27 protein-coding genes are annotated in these 22715 nt (G+C 37.7%); all 27 read right to left on the reverse strand.

The features are described 5' to 3' along the window. Positions 1–6: 6 nt before the first annotated feature. Positions 7–768, reverse strand: coding sequence for a FliA/WhiG family RNA polymerase sigma factor (locus J7W16_RS12815; RefSeq protein ID WP_210597717.1), 762 nt, complete (start codon positions 766–768; stop codon positions 7–9). Between the two features lie 20 nt (positions 769–788). Further along, positions 789–1277 carry a chemotaxis protein CheD gene (locus J7W16_RS12820; protein ID WP_210597718.1) on the reverse strand — a complete coding sequence of 163 codons (489 nt, stop codon included), beginning with the start codon at positions 1275–1277 and terminating at the stop codon, positions 789–791. Continuing rightward, positions 1270–1908: a chemotaxis protein CheC gene (locus J7W16_RS12825; RefSeq protein ID WP_210597719.1), complete on the reverse strand. Its 639-nt coding sequence runs from the start codon at positions 1906–1908 to the stop codon at positions 1270–1272. Before J7W16_RS12825 ends, J7W16_RS12820 begins: the two co-directional genes overlap by 8 nt. A 12-nt stretch (positions 1909–1920) precedes the next feature. Beyond that, entirely contained in the window at positions 1921–3003 is a 1083-nt protein-coding gene (locus tag J7W16_RS12830; protein ID WP_210597720.1) for a protein-glutamate methylesterase/protein-glutamine glutaminase, read from the reverse strand. 42 nt (positions 3004–3045) lie between these two features. After that, positions 3046–3894, reverse strand: a complete 849-nt coding sequence (locus J7W16_RS12835; protein WP_210597721.1) for a MinD/ParA family protein — start codon at positions 3892–3894, stop codon at positions 3046–3048. Further along, positions 3887–5038 (reverse strand): flagellar biosynthesis GTPase FlhF, encoded by a 1152-nt coding sequence (gene flhF, locus J7W16_RS12840; RefSeq protein WP_210597722.1) that lies wholly within the window; start codon positions 5036–5038, stop codon positions 3887–3889. The genes J7W16_RS12835 and flhF overlap by 8 nt, the downstream gene beginning before the upstream one ends. Next, complete coding sequence (gene flhA / locus J7W16_RS12845; protein ID WP_210597723.1) at positions 5035–7071, reverse strand: flagellar biosynthesis protein FlhA; 2037 nt, start codon at positions 7069–7071, stop codon at positions 5035–5037. Before flhA ends, flhF begins: the two co-directional genes overlap by 4 nt. Before the next feature lie 31 nt (positions 7072–7102). After that, entirely contained in the window at positions 7103–8197 is a 1095-nt protein-coding gene (gene flhB / locus J7W16_RS12850) for a flagellar biosynthesis protein FlhB (RefSeq protein WP_210597724.1), read from the reverse strand. A 1-nt stretch (position 8198) separates the two neighbouring features. After that, complete coding sequence (fliR, locus tag J7W16_RS12855) at positions 8199–8975, reverse strand: flagellar biosynthetic protein FliR (RefSeq protein ID WP_210597725.1); 777 nt, start codon at positions 8973–8975, stop codon at positions 8199–8201. Beyond that, on the reverse strand, positions 8975–9244 hold the full coding sequence (gene fliQ / locus J7W16_RS12860) for a flagellar biosynthesis protein FliQ (RefSeq protein ID WP_210597726.1): 270 nt from the start codon (positions 9242–9244) through the stop codon (positions 8975–8977). Before fliQ ends, fliR begins: the two co-directional genes overlap by 1 nt. A 16-nt stretch (positions 9245–9260) precedes the next feature. Continuing rightward, positions 9261–9965 carry a flagellar type III secretion system pore protein FliP gene (gene fliP, locus J7W16_RS12865; protein WP_210597727.1) on the reverse strand — a complete coding sequence of 235 codons (705 nt, stop codon included), beginning with the start codon at positions 9963–9965 and terminating at the stop codon, positions 9261–9263. Further along, a complete protein-coding gene (locus J7W16_RS12870) occupies positions 9962–10645 on the reverse strand; it encodes a flagellar biosynthetic protein FliO (RefSeq protein WP_210597728.1) in 684 nt (227 codons plus the stop codon). The genes fliP and J7W16_RS12870 overlap by 4 nt, the downstream gene beginning before the upstream one ends. A 33-nt stretch (positions 10646–10678) precedes the next feature. Beyond that, entirely contained in the window at positions 10679–11041 is a 363-nt protein-coding gene (locus tag J7W16_RS12875; RefSeq protein WP_210597729.1) for a response regulator, read from the reverse strand. A 21-nt stretch (positions 11042–11062) separates the two neighbouring features. Further along, positions 11063–12241 (reverse strand): flagellar motor switch phosphatase FliY, encoded by a 1179-nt coding sequence (gene fliY, locus J7W16_RS12880; RefSeq protein WP_210598031.1) that lies wholly within the window; start codon positions 12239–12241, stop codon positions 11063–11065. Next, on the reverse strand, positions 12234–13226 hold the full coding sequence (fliM, locus tag J7W16_RS12885) for a flagellar motor switch protein FliM (protein ID WP_210597730.1): 993 nt from the start codon (positions 13224–13226) through the stop codon (positions 12234–12236). Before fliM ends, fliY begins: the two co-directional genes overlap by 8 nt. Before the next feature lie 27 nt (positions 13227–13253). Continuing rightward, positions 13254–13688, reverse strand: a complete 435-nt coding sequence (fliL, locus tag J7W16_RS12890; protein WP_210597731.1) for a flagellar basal body-associated protein FliL — start codon at positions 13686–13688, stop codon at positions 13254–13256. Then, the gene (locus J7W16_RS12895; RefSeq protein WP_210597732.1) at positions 13689–13901 is read right to left on the reverse strand and encodes a flagellar FlbD family protein; all 213 of its coding nucleotides are present in this window, start codon (positions 13899–13901) and stop codon (positions 13689–13691) included. Between the two features lie 76 nt (positions 13902–13977). Continuing rightward, a complete protein-coding gene (gene flgG / locus J7W16_RS12900; protein WP_210597733.1) occupies positions 13978–14781 on the reverse strand; it encodes a flagellar basal body rod protein FlgG in 804 nt (267 codons plus the stop codon). A 69-nt stretch (positions 14782–14850) separates the two neighbouring features. Beyond that, a complete protein-coding gene (locus tag J7W16_RS12905; protein WP_210597734.1) occupies positions 14851–15231 on the reverse strand; it encodes a TIGR02530 family flagellar biosynthesis protein in 381 nt (126 codons plus the stop codon). 19 nt (positions 15232–15250) lie between these two features. Next, complete coding sequence (gene flgD / locus J7W16_RS12910) at positions 15251–15715, reverse strand: flagellar hook assembly protein FlgD (RefSeq protein WP_210597735.1); 465 nt, start codon at positions 15713–15715, stop codon at positions 15251–15253. Between the two features lie 9 nt (positions 15716–15724). Next, complete coding sequence (locus J7W16_RS12915) at positions 15725–16918, reverse strand: flagellar hook-length control protein FliK (protein ID WP_210597736.1); 1194 nt, start codon at positions 16916–16918, stop codon at positions 15725–15727. A 29-nt stretch (positions 16919–16947) separates the two neighbouring features. After that, positions 16948–17520 (reverse strand): MotE family protein, encoded by a 573-nt coding sequence (locus tag J7W16_RS12920; RefSeq protein ID WP_210597737.1) that lies wholly within the window; start codon positions 17518–17520, stop codon positions 16948–16950. A 13-nt stretch (positions 17521–17533) separates the two neighbouring features. After that, entirely contained in the window at positions 17534–17971 is a 438-nt protein-coding gene (fliJ, locus tag J7W16_RS12925; RefSeq protein ID WP_210597738.1) for a flagellar export protein FliJ, read from the reverse strand. A 1-nt stretch (position 17972) separates the two neighbouring features. Continuing rightward, positions 17973–19289: a flagellar protein export ATPase FliI gene (gene fliI, locus J7W16_RS12930; protein ID WP_210597739.1), complete on the reverse strand. Its 1317-nt coding sequence runs from the start codon at positions 19287–19289 to the stop codon at positions 17973–17975. Continuing rightward, positions 19286–20089 carry a flagellar assembly protein FliH gene (fliH, locus tag J7W16_RS12935; protein WP_210597740.1) on the reverse strand — a complete coding sequence of 268 codons (804 nt, stop codon included), beginning with the start codon at positions 20087–20089 and terminating at the stop codon, positions 19286–19288. Before fliH ends, fliI begins: the two co-directional genes overlap by 4 nt. Further along, positions 20082–21095: a flagellar motor switch protein FliG gene (fliG, locus tag J7W16_RS12940; protein WP_210597741.1), complete on the reverse strand. Its 1014-nt coding sequence runs from the start codon at positions 21093–21095 to the stop codon at positions 20082–20084. The genes fliH and fliG overlap by 8 nt, the downstream gene beginning before the upstream one ends. A 12-nt stretch (positions 21096–21107) precedes the next feature. Continuing rightward, positions 21108–22694 carry a flagellar basal-body MS-ring/collar protein FliF gene (gene fliF / locus J7W16_RS12945; protein WP_210597742.1) on the reverse strand — a complete coding sequence of 529 codons (1587 nt, stop codon included), beginning with the start codon at positions 22692–22694 and terminating at the stop codon, positions 21108–21110. Positions 22695–22715 lie beyond the last annotated feature (21 nt).

Consider the following 22715-nt stretch of genomic DNA (forward strand, 5'->3'; position numbering starts at 1 on the left):
ACCCTTCTAGTTTTGAGCTTTTTTCATAGCTTGCTGTAGGCGAAACAACGATTTTGAATGAATTTGAGATATACGTGAAGTCGATAAGTTTAATATATGTCCAATTTCAGTGAAGGTCATCTCTTCAAAATAAAACAAACTAATAACCATTTGTTCTTTTTCAGAAAGCTGTTTGATGATTAGAGCTAATTCCTGTTTAGTCGTTAAATCATCAAGATGCTCTTCAGGCTTTTTTGTTTGCTTATCTTCAATCGATCCGGCGTAGGTTTCATTTTTTTCAGAATCCTGTGTTTTTTCATCAATTGATAACAAAGAAGCGGTATAGTATTCAGTCATGATTTGTTCAACTTCATGCTTGTCCATATTAAGTTCATCTGCTACCTCATCACTTGTAATATACCTTCCGTAAGCTTGTTCTAGTTTCTCAGTCGTTGCTTCTACTTTCTTTATTTTATCTCTCATTGAACGCGGAAGCCAGTCTTCTTTCCGCAAGCCATCAATAATTGCCCCTCTGACACGGAATGAAGCATAAGTATCAAATTTCAGATCTCGATCGGGGTTGAATTTTTGTAATGCATCATATAAGCCTAAAAGTCCATGACTAATTAAATCTTCTTTTTGTACACTTTTTGGTAGCCCTACAAAAACTCGCTGTACATGGTAATGAACGAGTGGCATGTAACGTTGAATCAGTTCCTCGCAAGCTTCGTTTGAACGTTCCGATAACCATTTATCCCAAAGTTTTCTGTCCTCTGCTACTTGTGCCATTCCTTCACCTCGTTAAAGATTTATATTTCCTTTGTACCTTGGTTTACAGTTCGAATATGAAGCATCTTTGATAGCGTGGAGAATTCAATTGTTCGACCACTCTTACCACCGACATCTTCAGCTAATATTGGTATCTGTAAATTATTTAAAATAGTTTTGACTGCTTCAACATTTCTTGGTCCGATTCGCATTAGGTCGTTTCCGGTTGAAAATGAAAACATTTGGGCTCCGCCTGCTATTTTAGCTTTTAAATTATATTTTTGAACGCCTTTGCTTTCTAGCCTTCTCAATAAATCTGGTATCGCGGTATCCGCATATTTAGCTATATTGAGTACCTGTTGACTGCTAAGCTCAGAACTTGGCAGCATGACGTGTGCCATACCTGATATCCCAGTTCTATCATCATATATAATGACACCAACACAAGAACCCAGGCCAGAAGTTCGTATTGAATGGGGTGGAGTTGCTACGTTTAAATCAGCCATTCCGACTTTGATAACGTCACTCATTGATCCCCACTCCTAGTGATTTAAAAATCGTCTCAAACGATGATGGGTCTGGCAATAAAAAAAAGTGACCTGAAATCTTTTCATTTGTTCGATTTACTTCTATAATCTCTGTATCAATGACAATGGCCACATCTCCGACTTGTGATAATGGAATCAGACCATAACTTAGAATCGCACCTACCATGTCAACGCTAAAGTCTGGGACTGATGGTTGCAGCTCTAGTTTCGTGAAATCAGAAAATGAAGATAAATAAGAACCTGCCAGAATATTACCCACTTCCAAAAAAGCAGATATCCCTAATTCATTATAAGGGGGGGCTTTGAGCTGAAATGTTTCAATATTCGTAAGGTGCTTAATCATTTTCTCAACATCAGCAATCGTGGCGATGAAAAACATACTCCCTGCTGCATCTCCTTCAATTCTCAGAAATATAGCTGCAACTTCCATTTCAGCCCCACCAACCTGTTCAGGAAGGTCCTGAAATGAAACAAGTCTTACATCTGGAACAGTCATATCTATTGTTTTATTAAGGAGAAGAGAAAGGGCTGTAGCTGCATGGCCCGCTCCAATATTACCAACTTCTTTTAAGGCGTCTAAGTGAATAGGTTGCAAACGTTGTAAATCGTCCATTATTAAACTCCTCTACCTTGTAAGATACCGAACCAGATGTCCGGCAATATGCTGAACATGAACAACCTCATCAACGAGATTTGCTTTGATAGCAGCCTTAGGCATCCCAAATACAACACATGATTCTTCAGCTTCAACGATACTATAGCAGGGTGTAGCAGCTTTTAGTGCCCTAAGTCCTTCAGTTCCATCCGCTCCCATACCCGTCATGATAACAGCAACTACTTCAATCGTTGAATGTAACGCTAATGATTCGTACATTACATCAACAGAAGGTCGATGACCTTTACGGGGATCTTCAAGATGCGTCCTTATCATTAATTCGTTTCCTTTGTTATCAACAGAGATATGATAGCCACCAGGAGCAATATAAGCTGTTCCATTTAATAGGATATCGCCATTTTCAGCTTCTTTAACATTAATTTCAGAGACAGCATTTAATCGCTCTGCTAATGAGCGAGTGAAACCTGATGGCATATGCTGAACAATCAAAATCGGAGCTTCAATTGTTGCCGGGATTTGACTGATTACTGTTTTCAAGGCACGTGGTCCTCCTGTGGAAGTACCAATTGCAATGACTTTTTTCTTATTCGTACTAGATACTGGCATTGTTCTATTTGTTCTAGGCTTGCTCTTAACCTCATAAGTAGGTTGAAATGCAGTTGACTTCTCTATATTAATTGGTTTGATATTAGCCTTCGCAGCATGCAGAACTTTTTCCCGTATTGTATGCTCCTCTTTACCAATGTCTAATGAAATAGGACCCGAAGGCTTCGTGACAAAGTCAACAGCTCCGAACTCCATCGCTAAAAGGGTTATTTCTGCCCCTTTTTTTGTCTGACTACTAATCATGACTACAGGACAAGGACTTGTCCTCATAATTGACTTTAGTGCTTCAAGACCATTCATTATTGGCATTTCTACATCTAATGTAATCACATCTGGCTTATGCAGTTGTTGTTTTTCAAGTGCATCTTTTCCATTACGGGCTGTTCCGACGACTTGTATTCTTTGATCGTGATTTAAAATATCAGTAATGATTTTTCTCATAAATGCAGAATCATCAACAACTAAGACACGAATTGGTTCACCCATCCTTATCCCTAACTTTCTTAAATATAATGCATGGATTATTTTTTATTTTAAGAATCTCTTCATTCCTTTGATAAAATGACCAATCCTAGTACCTGTTTCATTTTTTATTCCTAAGTAATTTGTTGCTATTTCGACGATCGCTCTACTTGCTTTTGCTCGTTGATTATAAAGAACAAATGGCGTCTGTGTCTTTACCGCTCTAGACACCCCTGGGTCATGAGGGATATGGCCTAATGAAAGGAGTTCTTTTTGCAAAAATTGTTTTGTTACTTTTTTGAAGCTGTCAGCGGTTTGTTTTGCTTCAATATCTGACTCCGTTCGATTAACAATTAAATATAAAGGTTTCTCATTTTCATTTAAATAAATATATTTAACCATTGCATAGGCATCTGTCATTGCAGTTGGCTCGGGAGTTGTAATCACAAAAACTTCATTCGCTGACAAGACAAATTGCATACTATTTTTAGTCGCACCAGCACCCATGTCTAAGAATATAAAATCATATTGATTTCCAATTAACTCAAGCTGAGAAAAAAAGCGTTGTACACGTCTCTCATCTAACTCAACGATAGAATTGAATCCAGAACCACCAGCAATATATGAAATACCACCAGCACCCTCTTCAATAATATCAAAGATGGAAAGATCCTTATCTAAGACATCCATTATATTTGACTTGGAGGAAATACCCATCAGTATATCTAAATTGGCCATACCGATATCCAGATCAAAGATTGCCACCTTTTTCCCGAGCTGTGAAAGTGAAATGGCAAAATTTAAACAAACATTGGATTTCCCTACTCCACCTTTCCCACTAACTACGGCTATGACTTTAGCCTCCTTGTTAGAGGGATTCACCATTCTCCTTAAACGTTCAGCTTGATCATTCATCGCCTGCCACCTCAACAATACAATCTCCAATATAGGAAGCGGATGCAATCACAATATCATCCGGAACATCTTGTCCGGTTGTAATATACGCTATCCCCTTGCCAAATTGAATCGGGATATTAATCATTGCACCATATGAACTAGTTTCATCTTTCTTCGTTAAGATCACTGTTTTAATTGGGATTAAACTAAACTGATCAATGATTTCTACCATATCCTCATATTTTGAAGTCAGGGCTAAAACCAGATACGTTTCGGCCTCTTTCTCAAAATCAATAATTTTGGATAACTCCTGAACATACAGTTTGTTACGGAAATTTCTTCCTGCTGAGTCCACTAAAATCAAATCATAATCGGAGAACTCTTCAACTGCCTCTTTAAAATCATCTAACGAGTATGAGACTTTAATTGGTATATTTAGTATTTTAGCGTACGTTTTTAATTGTTCTACGGCTGATATTCGATACGTATCTGTTGTGATCAAAGCAACTTTTTTCTTTTCTTTTAGAACCGATTTGGCAGCAAGCTTAGCAATTGTCGTTGTCTTCCCTACTCCAGTTGGACCAACAATATTAACGATCTTTTTATTGAAACCTTCACCTAGCGGAACATCTGCCAATAATGCTTTTATATAGGCTAGTAACTGTTGTTCAACATCTTTTACATCTTTTTTTACCGTAGAATCTTCGTACCAAGATTTCATGAGGTGCTTTATGATCCTTAGACGAAGCGGCTCAATGATTCCCTGGTATTTCAACTTATTATCGATTTGTTGAAAAGGCTCTGGATATTCTTTTTCTCCAGAACCCTGATTTACATTTATTCCATTAATGAGCTTTTTCAGCTCATCAATTTCTTTCTTAAGACTTGCCGCTTCAGCTTTTTGAACTGGAGCTATTGCTGGTGAACTTTTAGCTGGTCGATTATGGCTTTGTTGGATAGGCTCCGTCTTTTTCCGGGCAGGAGCAGTCGTAACTGGATCTACCGCTGCAATCACTTCTAGTTTCTTCTTCGTGAAAAAACCTAAAAATCCGCCCGCTTCAACTTGTTTTGAGTTTAAAATAACGGCATTATCTCCCAATTCTGCTCGAATTAAACTCATCGCTTCCTGCATATTGGTTGCTGTAAACTTTTTTACCTTCATTCTACATTCACCACTCCTACACTTTGCACTTCCACATCAGCTTCTAACTCATTGTATGATAATATTGGAACGTGAGGCAAATAACGTTCAAGCATTTGCCTCACATACATTCGCACTGCAGGCGAACAAAGAATAACCGGTATTTGTCCCATTTGAGAAAGTCGATCTGTTTCAGTTGCAGCCGACTCTAGTATTCGTTGCGATTCATTTGGGTCCATAGATAAGAAGTTACCGTGCTCAGTTTGCTGAACCGAATCTGCAATTCTTTTCTCTACCGCTCCAGTTAACGTAATAACATACATCGGCTCTCCAGGTACAGTCATTTGTTTAGATATTTGTCGTGATAATGATTGTCTGACGTACTCAGTAACTAGGTCCATATCCTTCGTCATCGGACCATAGTCAGCAAGTGTTTCAAAAATAATCGGTAAATTTCTTATAGAAATACTTTCTTTTAAAAGATTTGTTAGAACCTTCTGGATTTCACCGATTGATAAAGAACCTGGCGTTACCTCTTCTACTAGTGCAGGATAAGTCTCCTTCAAATGATCAACCAATTGCTTTGTCTCCTGGCGACCAAGTAATTCATGAGCATGTCGCTTAATGACTTCTGTTAAATGAGTTGAGACAACAGAAGGAGGATCAACAACCGTATAACCAGATAATTCTGCCTGTTCCTTCATATCTTCCCCTATCCAAAGGGCTGGTAATCCAAAAGCTGGCTCAACTGTATGAACTCCGACAATTGATTCATCGTCAACTCCAGGGCTCATCGCCATATAATGATCAAGAAGGAGCTCGCCTTTAGCAATTTCATTTCCTTTAATTTTAATTGTATATTCATTAGGCTGTAATTGAATATTGTCTCTAATACGAATCACTGGGACAATCATCCCAAGTTCTAGTGCCATTTGACGGCGAATCATAACAACCCGATCAAGCAAATCCCCACCCTGATTTGCATCAGCTAAAGGGATTAACCCATAACCAAATTCAAATTCAATCGGATCGATCTGTAGAAGATTAATCACACTTTCAGGTGACTTTAAATCCTCACTAGTCTCTTCCTCTTCAGTCGATGACTCTTCAAGTTTTGCAGCCTTCTCATTCTTAGATAAGAAATAACCACCAACCACAATGAGCAGTCCAATTGGGAAAGTGAAAATAGGGGATATAGGAGTAACCATACCTAATAATAAAATTGTCCCACCCGTTATATAAAGCATGTAAGGATAAGCCAAAATTTGATTACTAATATCAAGTCCCAGACTCCCTTTAGATGCAGCACGTGTCACAATAATACCAGTAGCTGTCGAGATTAATAGTGCTGGAATCTGACTGACTAATCCGTCTCCAACCGTTAGCAAAGTAAATGTAGTAGCTGAGTCTGCCAAAGACATGCCCATTTGCATCATTCCAATAATCAGTCCAAATATAAGGTTAATGATAACAATAACAATCCCGGCAATCGCATCCCCTTTAACAAATTTACTAGCACCATCCATGGATCCGTAAAAATCAGCTTCCTTTTCTATCTTTTCACGACGTTCTTTTGCTTCAATGTCTGAGATCATCCCTGCATTTAAATCTGCATCGATACTCATCTGTTTACCTGGCATCGCGTCTAGTGTAAAACGAGCCCCTACTTCAGATACCCGTTCTGCTCCCTTTGTAATGACCAAAAATTGGATGACAATTAAAATAAGAAACACTACAAACCCAACTAAGGCATTTCCACCAACGACGAAGTTACCAAATGTTTCAATAACATTACCAGCTTCGGCATTTCCAAGAATTGAACGTGTTGTTGATACATTAAGCCCTAAACGAAATAACGTAACAAGCAAAAGCAATGTCGGAAAGATTGAGAATTGAAGCGGTTCCTGCGTGTTCATTGCTACTAGAATGATTAAAAGAGCAAGAGCAATATTAATAATGATTAAAAAGTCCAACATCGCCGGTGGTAATGGAATAATTAGCATAGCGATGATTAAAATAACACCGAGTAATACAGATAAGTCTCTTACTCCCACAACGCTTCTCCCCTAACTCAACAATTTCTAGCTAATTTACTTGTTTCTTTTTTAAACGATACACATATGCAAGTACCTCAGCAACTGCCTTAAACAAATCCTCTGGTACCTGATCACCAACATCAGCTTGAGCATACAAAGCTCTTGCAAGTGGTCTATTTTCAACGGTTACGATCTGATTTTCAGCCGCAAGACCTTTTATTTTCTGTGCGATAAAGTCAACACCCTTCGCAATAACAATGGGTGCGTCTGAACGTTCCTCGTCATATTTTAATGCGACAGCAAAATGGGTTGGATTTGTAATAACAACATCTGCTTTTGGCACTTCCTGCATCATTCGTTGCATTGCCATTTCCATTTGCTTTTGCTTTCGTTTTGACTTAATTAGAGGATCACCCTCCATGTTTTTATGCTCGTCCTTAATGTCCTTCTTTGACATCTTGATTTGCTTCTCATGGTCATATTTTTGATATAGATAATCAGGTATCGCCAAGATAAGTAGCAACAGGGCAACAGAAATACCTAGAGTAACCGTTAACTGAGCAATTAAGCCAAATCCATCAATGACACTTTTCTGTGAAAGAAGCATTACATCCTCTAGTCTCGTCCAGATGATAATATAAACAACTGTTCCAGCAAGTGCAATTTTCAATAGTGATTTTACAAGTTCTACTATAGCTCTAACTGAAAAGATTCGCTTTGCTCCTTGAATTGGATCAAGCTTCGATAATTTCATATGGATGGCTTCAGGGGCAAACAAAACCCCTACTTGAATATAACTAGCAAGAACACCTGCTATTAAAGCAATCAGCATGATGGGCATCAAGACCATTGCAGACTCCATCACTAGCTCATAAAAAATTGCTTTGAAATTCGTATCTGTGACATCTGTTAGCAGATACTCTTGAAAGGTGTGCTTTAACACATTAATTAATGTCTCACCAAAAAAACCACCAAATACCCATAGAAATAAAAAAACGAGCAATAAAATAATTGCTGTATTGACATCAGTACTTTTGGCAACTTGTCCTTTTTTCCGAGTATCTTGCTGTTTTTTCGGAGTTGCTTTTTCAGTTTTTTCATCTGCAAAAAACTGCAAATTGACTTTCAAATAATATGTTTTCAAGCTACACACCTCCTAATAATTGCAACAACGTTCTCATCGCTAAAATAATTTGGTCAAATAAACGCTGAACAATCATAAAGAAAACACCCATAAATACCGTTAATAATAATAGGCCAACTAAAATCTTTAATGGCATACCAACCACAAATACATTCATTTGTGGTACCGCACGTGAAACCATCCCAAGTCCTACATCGACTAAGAATAGTGATCCGACGATAGGAAAAGCCATTTGAAAAGCAACAATAAACATTGCATTAAATGTAGTAGCTATATATTGAATAACATCACCCTGACCAAATGGTAAAAAAACTTGATCCATTGGCACAAATGTATAACTATAGTAAATACCATCTAATAATAGATGATGCCCATCTACTAGAAGCATAAAAAGAAGGGCAAAGGTATAAAGGAAACTACCAGTTAAAGGCGTTTGGGCACCTGTCTGTGGATCCATTACATTAGCAATCATAAATCCCATACTATAATCAATTAGCCCTCCAGCAATTTGAATCGCATATAAAAGAACCATTGCAATTAATCCAACAACTAATCCAACTAACGCTTCCTTGAAAATAAGCAAGTAGTAAGTTGCATCAACAACAATGACTGGAGCATCTAATGTAAAAATCATCGTTAAAGCAAGGAAAAAACCTAAACCAATTTTGAATGTATTTGGAACCGTCCGATGGCCGTAAAATGGTAAAACAGCAAAAAATGCTAACACTCGGACTAAAACAAGCAGAAATGCTGGTAGGACATTGACAAACTCATTCATTAACCGATAAACCTATGCAAATTACTAAAAATTTGATACGTAAAGTTTGTCACACTTGATAGCATCCATGGACCGAATATAACAAGAGCCGCAAAAACACCTACAATTTTAGGGATAAATGCTAGAGTTTGCTCCTGAATTTGGGTTGTAGCCTGAAAGATACTAACTAACAACCCAAGTCCTAGAGCAACAATCAGCAAAGGTCCTGCTACCAATAGTACTACCCATACCGCATTTTCTGCCATACTGATTACAAATTCTGAACTCATAAATGAACACCATCCTTTAACTGAAGCTTAGAAGCAAGGATTGGACAATTAAATACCAACCATCTACCAACACAAACAAAAGAATCTTAAATGGTAATGCAATCATTACAGGAGGAAGCATCATCATTCCCATCGCCATCAGAACACTTGCGACAATCATGTCAATAACTAAAAAAGGAACAAAAATCAAAAATCCTATTTGGAAGGCTGTTTTTAATTCACTTATTGCAAATGCAGGGATTAATGATGTTAGAGGAATATCCTCGAGAGTTTCAGGCCGTTCAAGACCTGCGTATCCCATAAATAGGGCTAAATCCTTTTCTCTTGTATGTGCAGCCATAAATTCCTTTAATGGTGCTACGCCAAGTTCAAAAGCTTCTTCCATGGTGACCTCATTATTAGAAAGAGGAGTCAAAGCAACCTCATTAATTTCAGCAAAGATAGGTGCCATAATAAAAAATGTTAAAAACAATGCCAAACCAATAAGTACCTGATTTGGAGGCATCGATTGAGTGGCTAAACCTTGTCTAACGAACGATAACACGATAACAATTCTTGTGAAACTCGTCATTAAAATTAAAATAGCTGGTGCTAATGACAGAATTGTTAGTAAGACTAATAATTGAATGGTTGTCGCTACATCGCCAGGCTCGTCCGTTAAAATATCAGTATCAAGGCCAGGAATGAGCGTAATTGCGGATATGACAGTTGAGTCTATCACGATTTGTCACGCTCCCTTACTGCGTCATGGACCTTCTTTTGTGAACGAGATACCTCATCTAATTGCTTTGATAATAAGTGTTTAAATGAATCCTTATCCTTGGTCTTCACAACTGGTTTAGACTTTTTCTTATTAGTTAAAAGGTCAAATAATTTATTAATCGGTTGATCCAATTGGTCAAGTGATTGTTGCTGTTGTTCAATCAGTTTAGCAATTTCTTGTTCATTATCAATTTCCTTTAGTAGTTGAATGTCCTCACCGACACCGACGACTAATACTCGTTCTCCAATCTTCACAAGTTGAACCGAACGATTCTGTCCAAGAGGTACACCACCAATATTTTGGAGGACATGTGTTGATCTAAAAGACTGCGATCGTTTTCCAATAAACCTTAATAAAAAGTATATAAGCATAACGACAAGAATTAGAGCCACAATCATTTGAGCAAATATCAGAAATGTGTTTTGTTCAACTATTTCAATTTCCGTATTTCCCTCACCTGCTTCCGGCTCTATCGGCACATTCACTTCATTCCCAATCTCTGTTTCAACACATTCACCATTCAATCTTTCCAAGGTTTTGCAATTACTATCTTCTACTGGTACAGCTTGTACAGTTAAAGCAGGAACACTTAAGAAAAGAAATAGAAAGATAGCAGCGACAATATTCTTTTTTTGCATATGTGTCTTGATCCTCCATTTCTTTACGTTAATTTATCCAAGTGTTTTGTTTATCGCCTCTAATACACGGTCCGCTTGGAATGGCTTGACGATAAAGTCCTTCGCTCCTGCTTGAATCGCATCAATAACCATGGCCTGTTGCCCCATAGCAGAGCACATAATAATCTTCGCATTACTATCCATTGCTTTGATTTCTTTTAATGCTGTAATTCCATCTTTATCAGGCATTGTTATATCCATTGTAACTAAATCAGGTGAAAGCTCTTTGTATTTCTCAATTGCTTGGTTACCATCGTTTGCCTCACCAACAACTTCAAATCCATTTTTGGATAGAATATCTTTAATCATCATTCTCATAAAAGCTGCATCATCAACAATCAAGACCTTTTTCGACATTATCTCACCACCATCACGAGTTTATTTATTAAGGTTTTTGATTCGGTCTTCTTGACTAACTATATCAGTGACTCTAACACCAAAGTTCTCATCAATAACAACGACTTCACCTTTGGCAATTAATTTCTGGTTTACAAGTATATCAACTGGTTCGCCAGCTAATTTATCTAATTCAATAATCGATCCTTGAGTAAACTCGAGTATTTCCTTTATTGATCGTTTTGTACGACCAAGTTCAACAGTCACCTGTAAGGGGATATCGAGTAACATATTTAAATTATTCGATTCCGAATTCGTTAATTGAGGAGATTCAAAATTCGAAAAAGCAGCCGGTTGAACATCAACAGGTCTCTGTTGAAACTGCGAACCACCTAAATGCTGTTGGCCTCGCTGCTCATAAGAAGGTGATGCCATTGGTTGTTGTGCTCTTTCCTCGGGTGGTGCTTGATAAGCAGGTGCACTTACTTGTTTAGGCTGTTCTTGTAACTGTTCAACTTGTTCAGCTTCTGGTGAACTAGGGTTCATTAATTCATTAACTAACTCTTTAGCAAACGAAACAGTTACCAGTTGCATAATATTTGAATCAATTAAATCTCCAACTTTTAATCGGAATGAGATCTTCACAAGTATATCATCTTCGGGTACGTTTTTGGTCCCTTGGTCTTTTTTAACATCCATGAGATCAATACCAGGAGGTGAAATATCTACCTTTTTGTTAAAAATGGTTGACATTGAGGTAGATGCAGACCCCATCATTTGATTCATTGCTTCCTGAACAGCACTGACATGCATTTCACTAAGCTCTTCAGCTGGGTTCGTCCCATCGCCACCTAACATTAAATCAGCAATAATACATGCATCTGTCGTTTGAATCACTAGCAAATTCATGCCCTCAAAACCTTCAGTGTACTTTACATGGACCGCAACATGAGGTTGTGGAAATTCATGCTGTAACTCCTCATTCATAATAAGAGAAAGAGTCGGTGTTGTGATATCAACCTTTTGGTTTAATAATGTTGATAGTGCCGTGGATGCACTTCCAAATGAAATATTACCGATCTCACCTAAAGCATCCTGTTCGATTTCAGAAATATAATCAGAAAGGTTTAGCTGACTATCGTTTTCTTCTTCCTTACTATCTCCTGACACACCTTGTAGTAAGGCATTTATCTCATCTTGTGAAAGCATATCATCATTCATCATTCGCAGCCTCCTCAATTACATCAGTCACTTGAATAGCGATCCGATTTTTCATTTTACCTGGCTGGGCTAAATACTTGCGTTCCCCACCCACTGTTACATTTAATGGCTCATTAATCATTTGGCCTAATTCAATCACATCTCCAACACCTAAATGTAGAAATTCATGAATCGACAATTCTGACTGTCCTAATTCAGCTTGTATAAGTAAAGGTGCTTTACGCACATTCATTTCAATTGCCTCTAGCTCACCTGGAATACGTTCTTTTTTCTTTTCCTGCATCCAATAATGGATCGATAATTTGGGTAGAATTTCTTCTAAAACCACATGTGGTAAGCAAATATTAATCATTCCTGAGGTTTCTGAAATTGTCGTTGATAGAGATATAACAACAACTGTTTCATTAGGAGACACCATTTGTAAAAATTGAGGATTAACCTCTATGTCCTCCATTACTGGATCTAATTCAATAATAGAACTCCATGCTTCTTGAAAACTATCTAACGTACGTTGAAATAATTGAGACATGATTCGCGTTTCAATTTCCGTTAGATTTTCAACTTTATTAATACTTACACCCTTACCGCCTAATAAACGATCAAGCATTGCATATGCGATATTTGGATTCACTTCCATTAAAAGTCGTCCTTCTAACGGATATGGTTCAAATACGTTCAAAATGGTCATCTTAGGAATCGAACGAATGAACTCTTCATATGGAAGTTGATCAACCGACGTTACGGCAATTTGTACATATGTCCTAAGCTGAGCAGAAAAATAGGTCGTAAGTAATCTCGCAAAGTTCTCATGAATTCTTGACAAACTTCGAATCTGATCCTTCGAAAACCGAAGAGCTCTTTTGAAATCATATACTTTTACTTTCTTCTCTGTTTCTTCCTTTTTGAGCTCATCAGCATCCATTTCTCCAGTAGAAATTGCCGATAGCAAGGCATCTATTTCGCCTTGCGATAATACTTCAGCCAAGAGCCTCACCTCTTATCTTAAACAAAGTTATTGGATTACCCAATTTGTTGTATACACTCTAATAACTGTTCCTTCTTGCATTAACGTATTTAATTCATCTCGAATACTGTTCTCAAGACTTTCCATACCCTCAGGACCAGCTAGTTCCGATGCTTGTTTGCCTGACAATGCTCTTAGGATAATATTGTTGATTTGAAAATCCCGCTTTTGAATTTCTTCTAGTGCTTTTTTATTATCTACCTGAATTCGAAAAGATGCCTTGATAAAATCATTAGATAATAAGTTCGTTGTGATTTCCTCTGTTTCAAATGATTGACTCACAATTTCATCAATTGTGGGTTCTGTCACTTCTTCTTCTGGATCTTTAATAAATTGATTAAATAAAACAAAAACAACAACACCAAGAAGAGTTAAAGCAGCTAAAATGATTAGCATGATATTAACAAGTTTATTCTTAAACAATCAAGCACCCTCCACATCTTTATGAATTACCATCAATCCAATTTCTTTTAATTGATTATTAATTAATTTTTGCACTTCTTGAATTTCATTACGAACAACAATCTTTTTCCCGTTCATTAGAGTGATGGTTGTATCTGGGAAGGACTCCATTTGTTCAATAAACATAACATTTAAAAAAAACGGTTGGCCATTTAATCGGATCAATTCTATCATGTATATTTTGGGCTAGGTATTAGTGTCCAACCTAGCCCAAACCTCCTAGACGTTTTCTATATGTTTCATTTAACGATTATCGTTTTAAGTTCACAAGCTCTTGAAGAATTTCATCAGAAGTTGTAATGATACGTGTGTTTGCCTGGAAAGCACGTTGAGAAACAATCATTTCTGTAAATTCTTCTGACAAGTCAACATTTGACATTTCAAGAGTACCAGCAACTAAAGTACCAGTTCCATCTTGTCCAGGTGTAGTCACTCCTGGAATACCTGAGTTTGCTGTAACTTGATACATATTTTCCCCTTCTTTTTGGAGACCTTCTGGATTCGCAAAATAAGCAATTGAGATAGTTCCAGCTTGTTGTAAGGCACCCTCATCGTCAACATAATTGACTACACCGCTTTGGCCAATACTAAAGCTTTGAGCTGTTGGCGGAATTTGTATTTGTCCACCATTATCGTTTAATAGATAGTAACCACTTGAGTTAACAATAGCCCCTGTTTGATCAAGATAGAAATTCCCTGCACGAGTGTAATAATTCGTTGCTGGAGCTCCCCCATCACTTACACGGAAAAATCCATCTCCTGAAATCCCTAGGTCAAGTTCACGGTTAGTGTTTTGCAAACTCCCTTGTGTATGGATTGTATCAATCGAACCTAACTGAGAACCTAATCCAACCTGTCTTGGGTTCGTACCACCTAGACCACCAGCAGTTGGTGCACTTGCACCAGCAATTTGTTGACTTACCATATCCTTAAATGTCGTACGTCCTTTTTTGAAACCGAACGTGTTCACATTGGCAATATTGTTACCAATCGTATCTAATTTAGTCTGCATATTTCTCATCCCAGATATACCTGAGTACATTGAACGTAACATAAAAAGCTTCCTCCTCATAATAAGCTGCGTCAATCAGTCAGCAGCCAAGACCTCCCAATGGGTCCAGTCTTAATCGATTAGTATCGTACCATTAATATTAGTAAAAATTTGTGACTGTGCTTCTTCTCTATTTAACACTGTAATGACTGTATCATTTTGAGCATTTACAATGAGTGCAGCATCTTTTGTAATCACTACTGAGTCTTTTATTCCTTTTTTCTTAGCTTCACTTACCTTTTCTTGAATGGTCATCCACTTCTCTGCAGATATTTCTATTCCTCGTACATCCATTCTCTGCTGAGCATGCTTAGACATCTTTAGTTCAGATGACTTATGAAGTTGTGTCTGTAATAACTGTTTAAAATCATTTTGTCCTAAATGCCTTGTACCATTTTTTCGAATAGGCTTTGGAAGGGTTTGTAACGACTGAATATGAATTCTTTGATCCATTCTTCCACTTCCTTTAAAACTATTCTACAGGTTCATCCTTCTTACTTATTTGAACGATTTGATCATTTGTCACCCAGCGATCGTCGTCAAGCAAAATACGCAATTGACCATCTGTATCTAGCTTTACTGAAGTAACAACACTGTCTGAATAAACAGTCTCCGTTCGGTATTCATCTACTTGCTCTTCCCTTTTCCACTGAACCTTTTTACCAATGAGTTCACTATGTTGAATCAGATTCTGGCTTGTTTGCAAATTAACGAAATTTTGAATCGATTGATTCATATTTGTCATTTGCTCCAAAGATGAAAATTGAGACATTTGAGCAATAAACTCACGGTCGTCCATTGGGTTAGAAGGGTCTTGATTTTGTAACTGTGCAATCAATATTTTCAAGAAGTCATCTTTTCCTAAGGTACTTTTTGATGAAGCTTGAGTTTTCCCCTGATTATTTTGCAATAAAAGGGCTTCATTAATTGTTGTCATTATACACCCCTATATTTGTTCATTAAATTCATCTAATAGTTCTTGAAAATCATCTTCATCATTAGACTGACTTTTTTCTGAATCATAATTTTTTCGTTCTTGACGCTCTGATTCAGCATCTGCCTCTTGTTCAAGATACTGTTGAGTTACTTCAATTCGGTCAACTTGAATATTCTGCTGTATTAACGCTTGTCGTAATTGAGCAATTTGTCCTTCAATTAATTCCTTTGTTGAAGACTGACTTGTTAAGAATTTCGCAGTAATAACCCCATTCATTTGAGTTAACTGAACATCGACTCTACCTAAATTCTCAGGAAATAGTTTAATAGACATTGTCTGCACACCATCTTTTGAAAGCGTTAAAGAACCTTTAATAAGTTGCTGAAATCGTTTCAGGAACTGTTGCTGTTGTACTTCTTTAGGTAGGTTTTCACCTAGATGGATAACAGCCTGCTCTGCACGGTGCATAACTTGTCCGAATTCAGTCCCGTTTGTATTAAGACCTAACGTAGGTCTTGGTTCGGGAAAAGTAATGGTCTGTTTAACTTGGTTAGTCGCCGATCCTTCTAAAGAGTGACTACCTTTTTGTTCAACTAACGTAGTCAGTTGTTTAAACACCGATTCAATTGAGCTAAGAGCCGCTGGAATCTGTGCTGCCGGGAATAAATTTCTAAGCATGGTAACGACCTTAGTGAGTGGATCTGCTTCTTTTTTACTTTGCTTTTCAAGATGAAACACCAATTGATTAAGAGTGTGTCCATTTGTTCTTTGTGGACTCGTAGCAGCCTCGCTCATTCCAGCTTCTTTTAAACCCTTTGATAGATCTTGTCTCATCAAACCGAATAACATTAATAATGCCTGTTTTTCTGCTGACCAGATTGAAATGTCTTCGGCATCATTGTTTTGTAGTATATTTTTGAAGTCCTGTTGCCACTGCTCCGGTAGAAGGTTCCACAGCTCTTGCACTTCCGGGTTCGCTAATAGGTCATCAAGAGAACCTTTTTCTCCCTCAGAGAAAAGCAATTCAGATATCATCGATAGATCTGTAGATGTTTCTTCCTCACCCTTTGTTGCTTGTCCACTTAGCACGTCTGTCAATAAATGAGCAAATAATCCTTGCTCATTTGTGGTAGCATTTTTCGTACTGTTTCCATGTACAGGTTGACTCACTTGAGCTGTACTCATCGCTGTAAGTCCATTCATTTTTTCACCCCCTTTCAATCAGTCTTCAATTATTCGTTATTTAACTGGCGTCTAAGTAACTCCACGATCTTAGTGTCTTCCATTTCCTCAAAGATTTTAGAACGTGCTTCAACTGACACTTTCGATAAGTGCTGAACAGCTTCGGCTGACTGCAACTGACCAATCACACTTGCTGCTTTTTCAGGAGACATATTTTCGTATAACTTTCCAAGCTCTGTTAATTTTTTTTCAACCTGCTCATTTTCAAATTCTCGCTCTGACTGTGTTTCCTCAGACTGTTGTGCTAAATAGGAGTCTAATTCAGACTGTTTCATTTGGAGGTCTGATTGTAAAATATCTATTTCAGCCTGCTGTTCTTCAATCATTTGTTGTAATTCATCTACATCAGCTTGAGCTTCATCAATAACTGGCTCCGCTTCTTCGCTTTCAAATAACTGGGATACTCCTGGAATGGATGACCCGACCTTTTTCACTTGATCGACAACATCAAATCCAACTAGTGACAAGATGAAGCCAAATAAGACAATCGCAAAAATAGTCGGTATTAATATAACTAGAAAAAACCATTGCAGTTTGCTGTAAGACTTTTCGCTTTCACTCATTTCCTCACCTATTTCAGCGATTTACAAATGATCGAATCGATAATTCATTCATTTGCAAAAGATCTAGTTTCTTTTCTTCCTCTTCAAATCTTTCTCGTGCTCGCTGTTTCATTTTGTCATATTTCTTATACTCAATTGATTGACTCAGCAACTCTTCTTGCTTACTCATCATTGCTTCTCTAGCATGTTGCGTTTTCTTTTGAACAACAACAATTTGAGTTTGAATGCGACTAATTTCATGCTGTTGTAGCTGTAAGTCATAAATAGATGTCCCTGACTGAACTTTATCTCTGGCGTATGTCTCAATCTCTTCTTTGTGTTTGAGTAACTCGTATAATTCAGTTCCGACTTTCTCAAAGTAATTAATTGCTTGTTGATATTCAGCTTGGACCTTGTTCTTTTCATTTTCTTTAAACTCTAGTACTTTTTGAAGCGTAAACTGAAAAGACATGTTAATTTCCAGCCTTCCCAAACTCATTTTTTAATAGATCGATTGATTGATTAGCTGTCGATACTTCTGTTGTCGATTGCTTTAGAAAAGAAATAATTTTTGGATAATTGGCGATCGCTTCGTCTATTTCTCGTGATGTTCCGCGTTTATATGCACCAATATTGATCAAGTCTTCATTATCTTCATAGGTAGACAGATTATATCGAATTTGATCGGCTGCTTGCTGATGGTTGCTATCAACTATTTCTGTCATCACACGGCTAACGCTTTTTAAAACATTTATAGCAGGAAACTGACCCTTTTGAGCAAGCTTACGATCCAACACAAGATGACCATCTAAAATACCTCGAACAGCATCAGCAATCGGCTCATTCATATCATCGCCATCAACTAATACTGTGTAAAAAGCAGTGATACTTCCTTTCACATCTGTACCCGAACGTTCAAGTAGTCTAGGTAACATAGCGAAAACCGATGGGGTATATCCTTTGGAAGTCGGAGGTTCACCGATCGCTAAACCAACCTCTCTTTGAGCCATAGCAAACCTTGTTACTGAATCCATCATTAAATTTACATCAAGACCTTGATTTCGAAAATATTCAGCTACCGCGGTTGCCGTCATCGCACCTTTGATTCTCATAAGAGCAGGTTGATCAGAGGTCGCAACGACAACCACTGTCTTTTTAAGACCTTCTTCACCTAAATCACGTTCAATAAAGTCCCTTACCTCACGTCCACGTTCACCGATGAGGGCAATTACATTCACGTCTGCTTCTGAATTCTTTACTAGCATTGATAACAAGGTACTTTTCCCAACCCCACTACCTGCAAAGATACCAATTCTCTGTCCTTTTCCAACAGTAAAGAGTGAATCGATCGCTCTTACTCCTAGTGACATTTTTTCAGTAATTCTTGGACGTTGTAGTGGGTTAGGAGGATTATTATCCGTTTGGAAATTAGTCAAACCCTTTGGTAGACTTCCTTTAGATAAAAGTTCTCCACATCCATCAATAATTGAGCCAATTAGTGCGGTTCCGACTTTCACCTGTAAGGCTTTTCCCGTTGCTTCAACTAAGCTTCCAGGAGCGATATCTGTCGTTCCGTTTAACGGCATTAACAATACAAATTCATCTCGAAACCCAACAACTTCTGCCCTTACCTTGTTTCGATCTTTCCCAACAACAATGTAACAGAGCTCACCAACAGAAGCCTGTGGCCCCTTCGACTCAATCATTAAACCAACAACGCGAGTCACTCTGCCATACCATTTATACGATGAAAGTTGAGGAACAATTTGGACTAAAGCCTTTGTATTCAAGCTGAATCCTCCTTAAGTTTTTCGAGTAACTGAGTTCTTAATTCAGATAGCTGACTATCCAGACTCGCATCAATTCTTCCATGTTTTGATTCAATTACACATCCGTTTCGCATAAGGCCGGAATCTGGATAGATAAATAAATGTTCAGTATGACTCAAAAGTTGTTCTAACTCTTCTTTTTGCTTTATTGTTGTATCAAACCAATCGGGATGGACATATAATTTCACATTTTCATGTTCTCGAAACTCATTCATTACTTGCTTTAATAAAGAATGCCAATTGTCATCATTTTCAATTAACATTGTTCCAAGGATCTTTTTTGCCAATTCAACACTAAGCTCTAACACTACAGGCTCAGCATCTTCAACACTTTGATTAAACTGTTCCTCTGATTGTTTTACAATTTGCTTACCTTGTTCAATCAATGAATTATAAGATTCAAGACCTTCCATTTGACCATTGCTATAGCCATCTTCATAGCCTTGTTGTTTTGCCTCTTCATAATATTTCTGTTTCAATATTTCTGCATCAGATAAGTCTAATTCAATCTGTTGACGAATCTGTTCAGCTTCCATCTTTGCCGATTCAATAATGCGATCGGCTTCAGCCTGTGCACTCTCTAGAGCAGTTTCAAGCTGTTTTTGAACCTGAGATTCAGACAGCACTTCACTAATGCCATCTTCCTGGATTGCTTCACTCAATCTTCTATTTTCAAGCTCATCTGCGAGATTTCTAATGGTAATTGTTTTTAAATCAGTTTTTGCCTGATATGCATCGAATGACTTAATTACTTTAGACAATAATATCGTCTCCTCCACCACGAGCAATAACGATCTCACCAGCTTCTTCAAGGCGTCTAATAACTGCTACAATCCTTGATTGGGCTTCCTCAACATCACGTAATCTCACTGGTCCCATGAATTCCATTTCATCTTTAAAGGCATCCGCCATACGTTGCGACATATTACTAAAGACAATTTCTTTCACTTCATCACTAGCAACCTTCAGTGAAAGTTGTAAATCCTCATTTTCAACATCACGGATGACTCGTTGAATCGAACGATTATCAAGTGTAACAATATCCTCAAAGACAAACATACGCTTCTTAATCTCTTCTGCCAATTCAGGATCTTGAATTTCAAGGGCGTCAAGGATTGTGCGTTCCGTACTTCGATCAACACTATTCAAGACTTCAACAACTGATTCAATACCCCCAGCATCAGTGTAATCCTGTGTAACAGTAGAAGACAGCTTCTGCTCTAAAATTGACTCTACCTCATTAACAATCTCAGGCGATGTACTATCCATTAAAGCAATACGCTTCGCAACATCGGCTTGTACCTCTTGTGGTAATGCCGATAATATCTGTCCTGCTTGAACCGATTCTAAGTAGGACAGAATCAAAGCGATCGTTTGTGGATGTTCATTCTGAATAAAGTTAAGGATCTGTGATGGGTCTGCTTTTCTCGCAAAGTCAAACGGTCTCACCTGCAAAGTTGAAGTTAAACGGTTAATCACTTCCATTGCATTTGCTTCTCCAAGAGCTTTCTCAAGGATACTTTTTGCGTAACCAATTCCACCTTGTGCGATATAATCTTGAGCCAAGACAAGTGAGTGAAATTGTTCTAATATTTCCTCTTTCATTCCACTATCTACCTTGCGGACACTAGCAATTTCAAGTGTAAGTTTTTCAATTTCTTCTTCTGATAAATGTTTATACACTTGTGCTGATACATCAGGCCCTAGTGAGATAAGGAGGATCGCTGCTTTTTGTTTACCAGTTAACTCTTTATTTGCATTAGCCAAATATCTCTCCCCCTAATCTTCAGATAACCATGTACGTAATAATTTCGAGAACTCGTCTGGTTTATCCTTAGCTAGTTTTTCTAGCTGCTTACGTTTCGCAGCTGCTTCACTTGTATCTTCGTCTGGTAAATCTGGAATCATGAAACCTCTTTCTTTGCTGACAGCTACTTCATCTTCTTCTGCAGAACGTTTTTTCTTTCTTAGAAGCATGAATAACAGGATTAGAATAACAACGACTAACGCTCCTCCAACGATATACAGCCACATTGGAACAACTGCCAATGGTTGTTGCTCGACCTCGACCTTGCCTGCAAATGGCTGAGATGATACAAAGATTTTTTCATTTATCATATCTTCTGTTAATTCCTCAGCATACACATCAGAGATGCTTGTTCTTACAATCGTCCCTAGAATTTGTTGAATATCCTCCATTCTTTCTTGCGGAAGAGCATCTAACCCTTCTGGAGGTTCAACCATTACTTGAATTCCTAAATCTCTAATCTTATAAGGACTTTCAACAATATCACGATTAATACGATTTACTTCATTATTAATCCGTTCTTCTGAACGTTCCCAATCCGTTGGCCCTTGTCCAACTGTTCCAGGATAGTTAACAATACCTTCACCAGTACCATCAACTCCACCCTCAGCCATTCCTTCACCGCTGTAGGTTTCTTCAATACGTTCAATACTTACAGCAACACCTTCGATATTCTCAGGATCTACTGGTTCAACAAGGGATTCTGTTCTATTTTCTTGAGTAAAGTCTATATCCGTTGTCACAGAAACTAATACACTGTCCTGTCCAACCATTGTTCCTAACATTTGTTGTAGGTTTCTAGTTAAATCTCTTTCAATTTCTGTCTGTATCGCTCTTTGCTGTTCAAACACAGTAAGAGAGGAATTTGCATTCGCATTATCACCATAAACATAATCATTAAACATTTGATCAGAAATGACGATATTCTCTATAGGGAGATTTGGTACACTCTTCGAAACTAAGTGATACAAAGCTTTAACCTGATTTTGCTCCAGCTGATACCCTGGAGCTAAATCTAACACTACAGCAGCAGTAGAAGCATTTTGATCTTCGGTTGCATTTAGCCAAACGCTTTCCTCTGGTAACGTAATCATTACATTAGCATTATTTACTCCATTAATGTTTTTGATCAACTTCCCTAACTCTGTTTGCATAGAAGCTCTTTCCATCACACTAAATTCATTATCAGTCATACCAAAGCCCATTTGATCTTGAAAAAACGAGTAATCAATTGTACCACTATTTGGCAGACCTTCTGCAGCTAGTTCAACCTTTAAGCTATCTACAAGCTCCGCTGGAACAAGAATGGTTGAACCATTATCAGAAATCGTAGACGCTATCGCTCTTGCATCTAGGGTTTCTTTAATTTGACCAGTTTCTGCTAGAGTTAAATTACTATATAAAGGGACAAAATTTGTTCTTGTCCCTAAAAAACTAATAAGAATAATAATAGCAACTACCAAAAGGACTGAACTCATTAACAGTCCTTTTTGCTTTGTTGTCCGCTCTTTCCAATAGTTCGATACCTTTTGTGTGTATAATGAAAATTTCTCGTTCATGTGCCCTCCCGAGTCAAAACA

Source organism: Halalkalibacter suaedae (assembly GCF_017939705.1).
GTDB classification, from domain to species: Bacteria; Bacillota; Bacilli; order Bacillales; family Bacillaceae_D; genus Halalkalibacter; species Halalkalibacter suaedae.

What these genes read in the sequence shown, in the direction of transcription:
- J7W16_RS12830 (WP_210597720.1), bottom strand. Translation starts at nt 3,003, where the DNA reads ATGGGTGAACCAATTCGTGTCTTAGTTGTTGATGATTCTGCATTTATG.
- fliR (WP_210597725.1), bottom strand. Translation starts at nt 8,975, where the DNA reads ATGAATGAGTTTGTCAATGTCCTACCAGCATTTCTGCTTGTTTTAGTC.
- fliF (WP_210597742.1), bottom strand. Translation starts at nt 22,694, where the DNA reads ATGAACGAGAAATTTTCATTATACACACAAAAGGTATCGAACTATTGG.
- J7W16_RS12815 (WP_210597717.1), bottom strand. Translation starts at nt 768, where the DNA reads ATGGCACAAGTAGCAGAGGACAGAAAACTTTGGGATAAATGGTTATCG.
- flgD (WP_210597735.1), bottom strand. Translation starts at nt 15,715, where the DNA reads ATGACAACAATTAATGAAGCCCTTTTATTGCAAAATAATCAGGGGAAA.
- J7W16_RS12870 (WP_210597728.1), bottom strand. Translation starts at nt 10,645, where the DNA reads ATGCAAAAAAAGAATATTGTCGCTGCTATCTTTCTATTTCTTTTCTTA.
- J7W16_RS12820 (WP_210597718.1), bottom strand. Translation starts at nt 1,277, where the DNA reads ATGAGTGACGTTATCAAAGTCGGAATGGCTGATTTAAACGTAGCAACT.
- fliJ (WP_210597738.1), bottom strand. Translation starts at nt 17,971, where the DNA reads ATGTCTTTTCAGTTTACGCTTCAAAAAGTACTAGAGTTTAAAGAAAAT.
- J7W16_RS12835 (WP_210597721.1), bottom strand. Translation starts at nt 3,894, where the DNA reads ATGAATGATCAAGCTGAACGTTTAAGGAGAATGGTGAATCCCTCTAAC.
- fliQ (WP_210597726.1), bottom strand. Translation starts at nt 9,244, where the DNA reads ATGAGTTCAGAATTTGTAATCAGTATGGCAGAAAATGCGGTATGGGTA.
- fliY (WP_210598031.1), bottom strand. Translation starts at nt 12,241, where the DNA reads ATGAATGATGATATGCTTTCACAAGATGAGATAAATGCCTTACTACAA.
- J7W16_RS12875 (WP_210597729.1), bottom strand. Translation starts at nt 11,041, where the DNA reads ATGTCGAAAAAGGTCTTGATTGTTGATGATGCAGCTTTTATGAGAATG.
- J7W16_RS12915 (WP_210597736.1), bottom strand. Translation starts at nt 16,918, where the DNA reads ATGAATGGACTTACAGCGATGAGTACAGCTCAAGTGAGTCAACCTGTA.
- J7W16_RS12895 (WP_210597732.1), bottom strand. Translation starts at nt 13,901, where the DNA reads ATGATAGAATTGATCCGATTAAATGGCCAACCGTTTTTTTTAAATGTT.
- flhF (WP_210597722.1), bottom strand. Translation starts at nt 5,038, where the DNA reads ATGAAGGTAAAAAAGTTTACAGCAACCAATATGCAGGAAGCGATGAGT.
- J7W16_RS12825 (WP_210597719.1), bottom strand. Translation starts at nt 1,908, where the DNA reads ATGGACGATTTACAACGTTTGCAACCTATTCACTTAGACGCCTTAAAA.
- J7W16_RS12905 (WP_210597734.1), bottom strand. Translation starts at nt 15,231, where the DNA reads ATGGATCAAAGAATTCATATTCAGTCGTTACAAACCCTTCCAAAGCCT.
- J7W16_RS12920 (WP_210597737.1), bottom strand. Translation starts at nt 17,520, where the DNA reads ATGAGTGAAAGCGAAAAGTCTTACAGCAAACTGCAATGGTTTTTTCTA.
- flgG (WP_210597733.1), bottom strand. Translation starts at nt 14,781, where the DNA reads ATGTTACGTTCAATGTACTCAGGTATATCTGGGATGAGAAATATGCAG.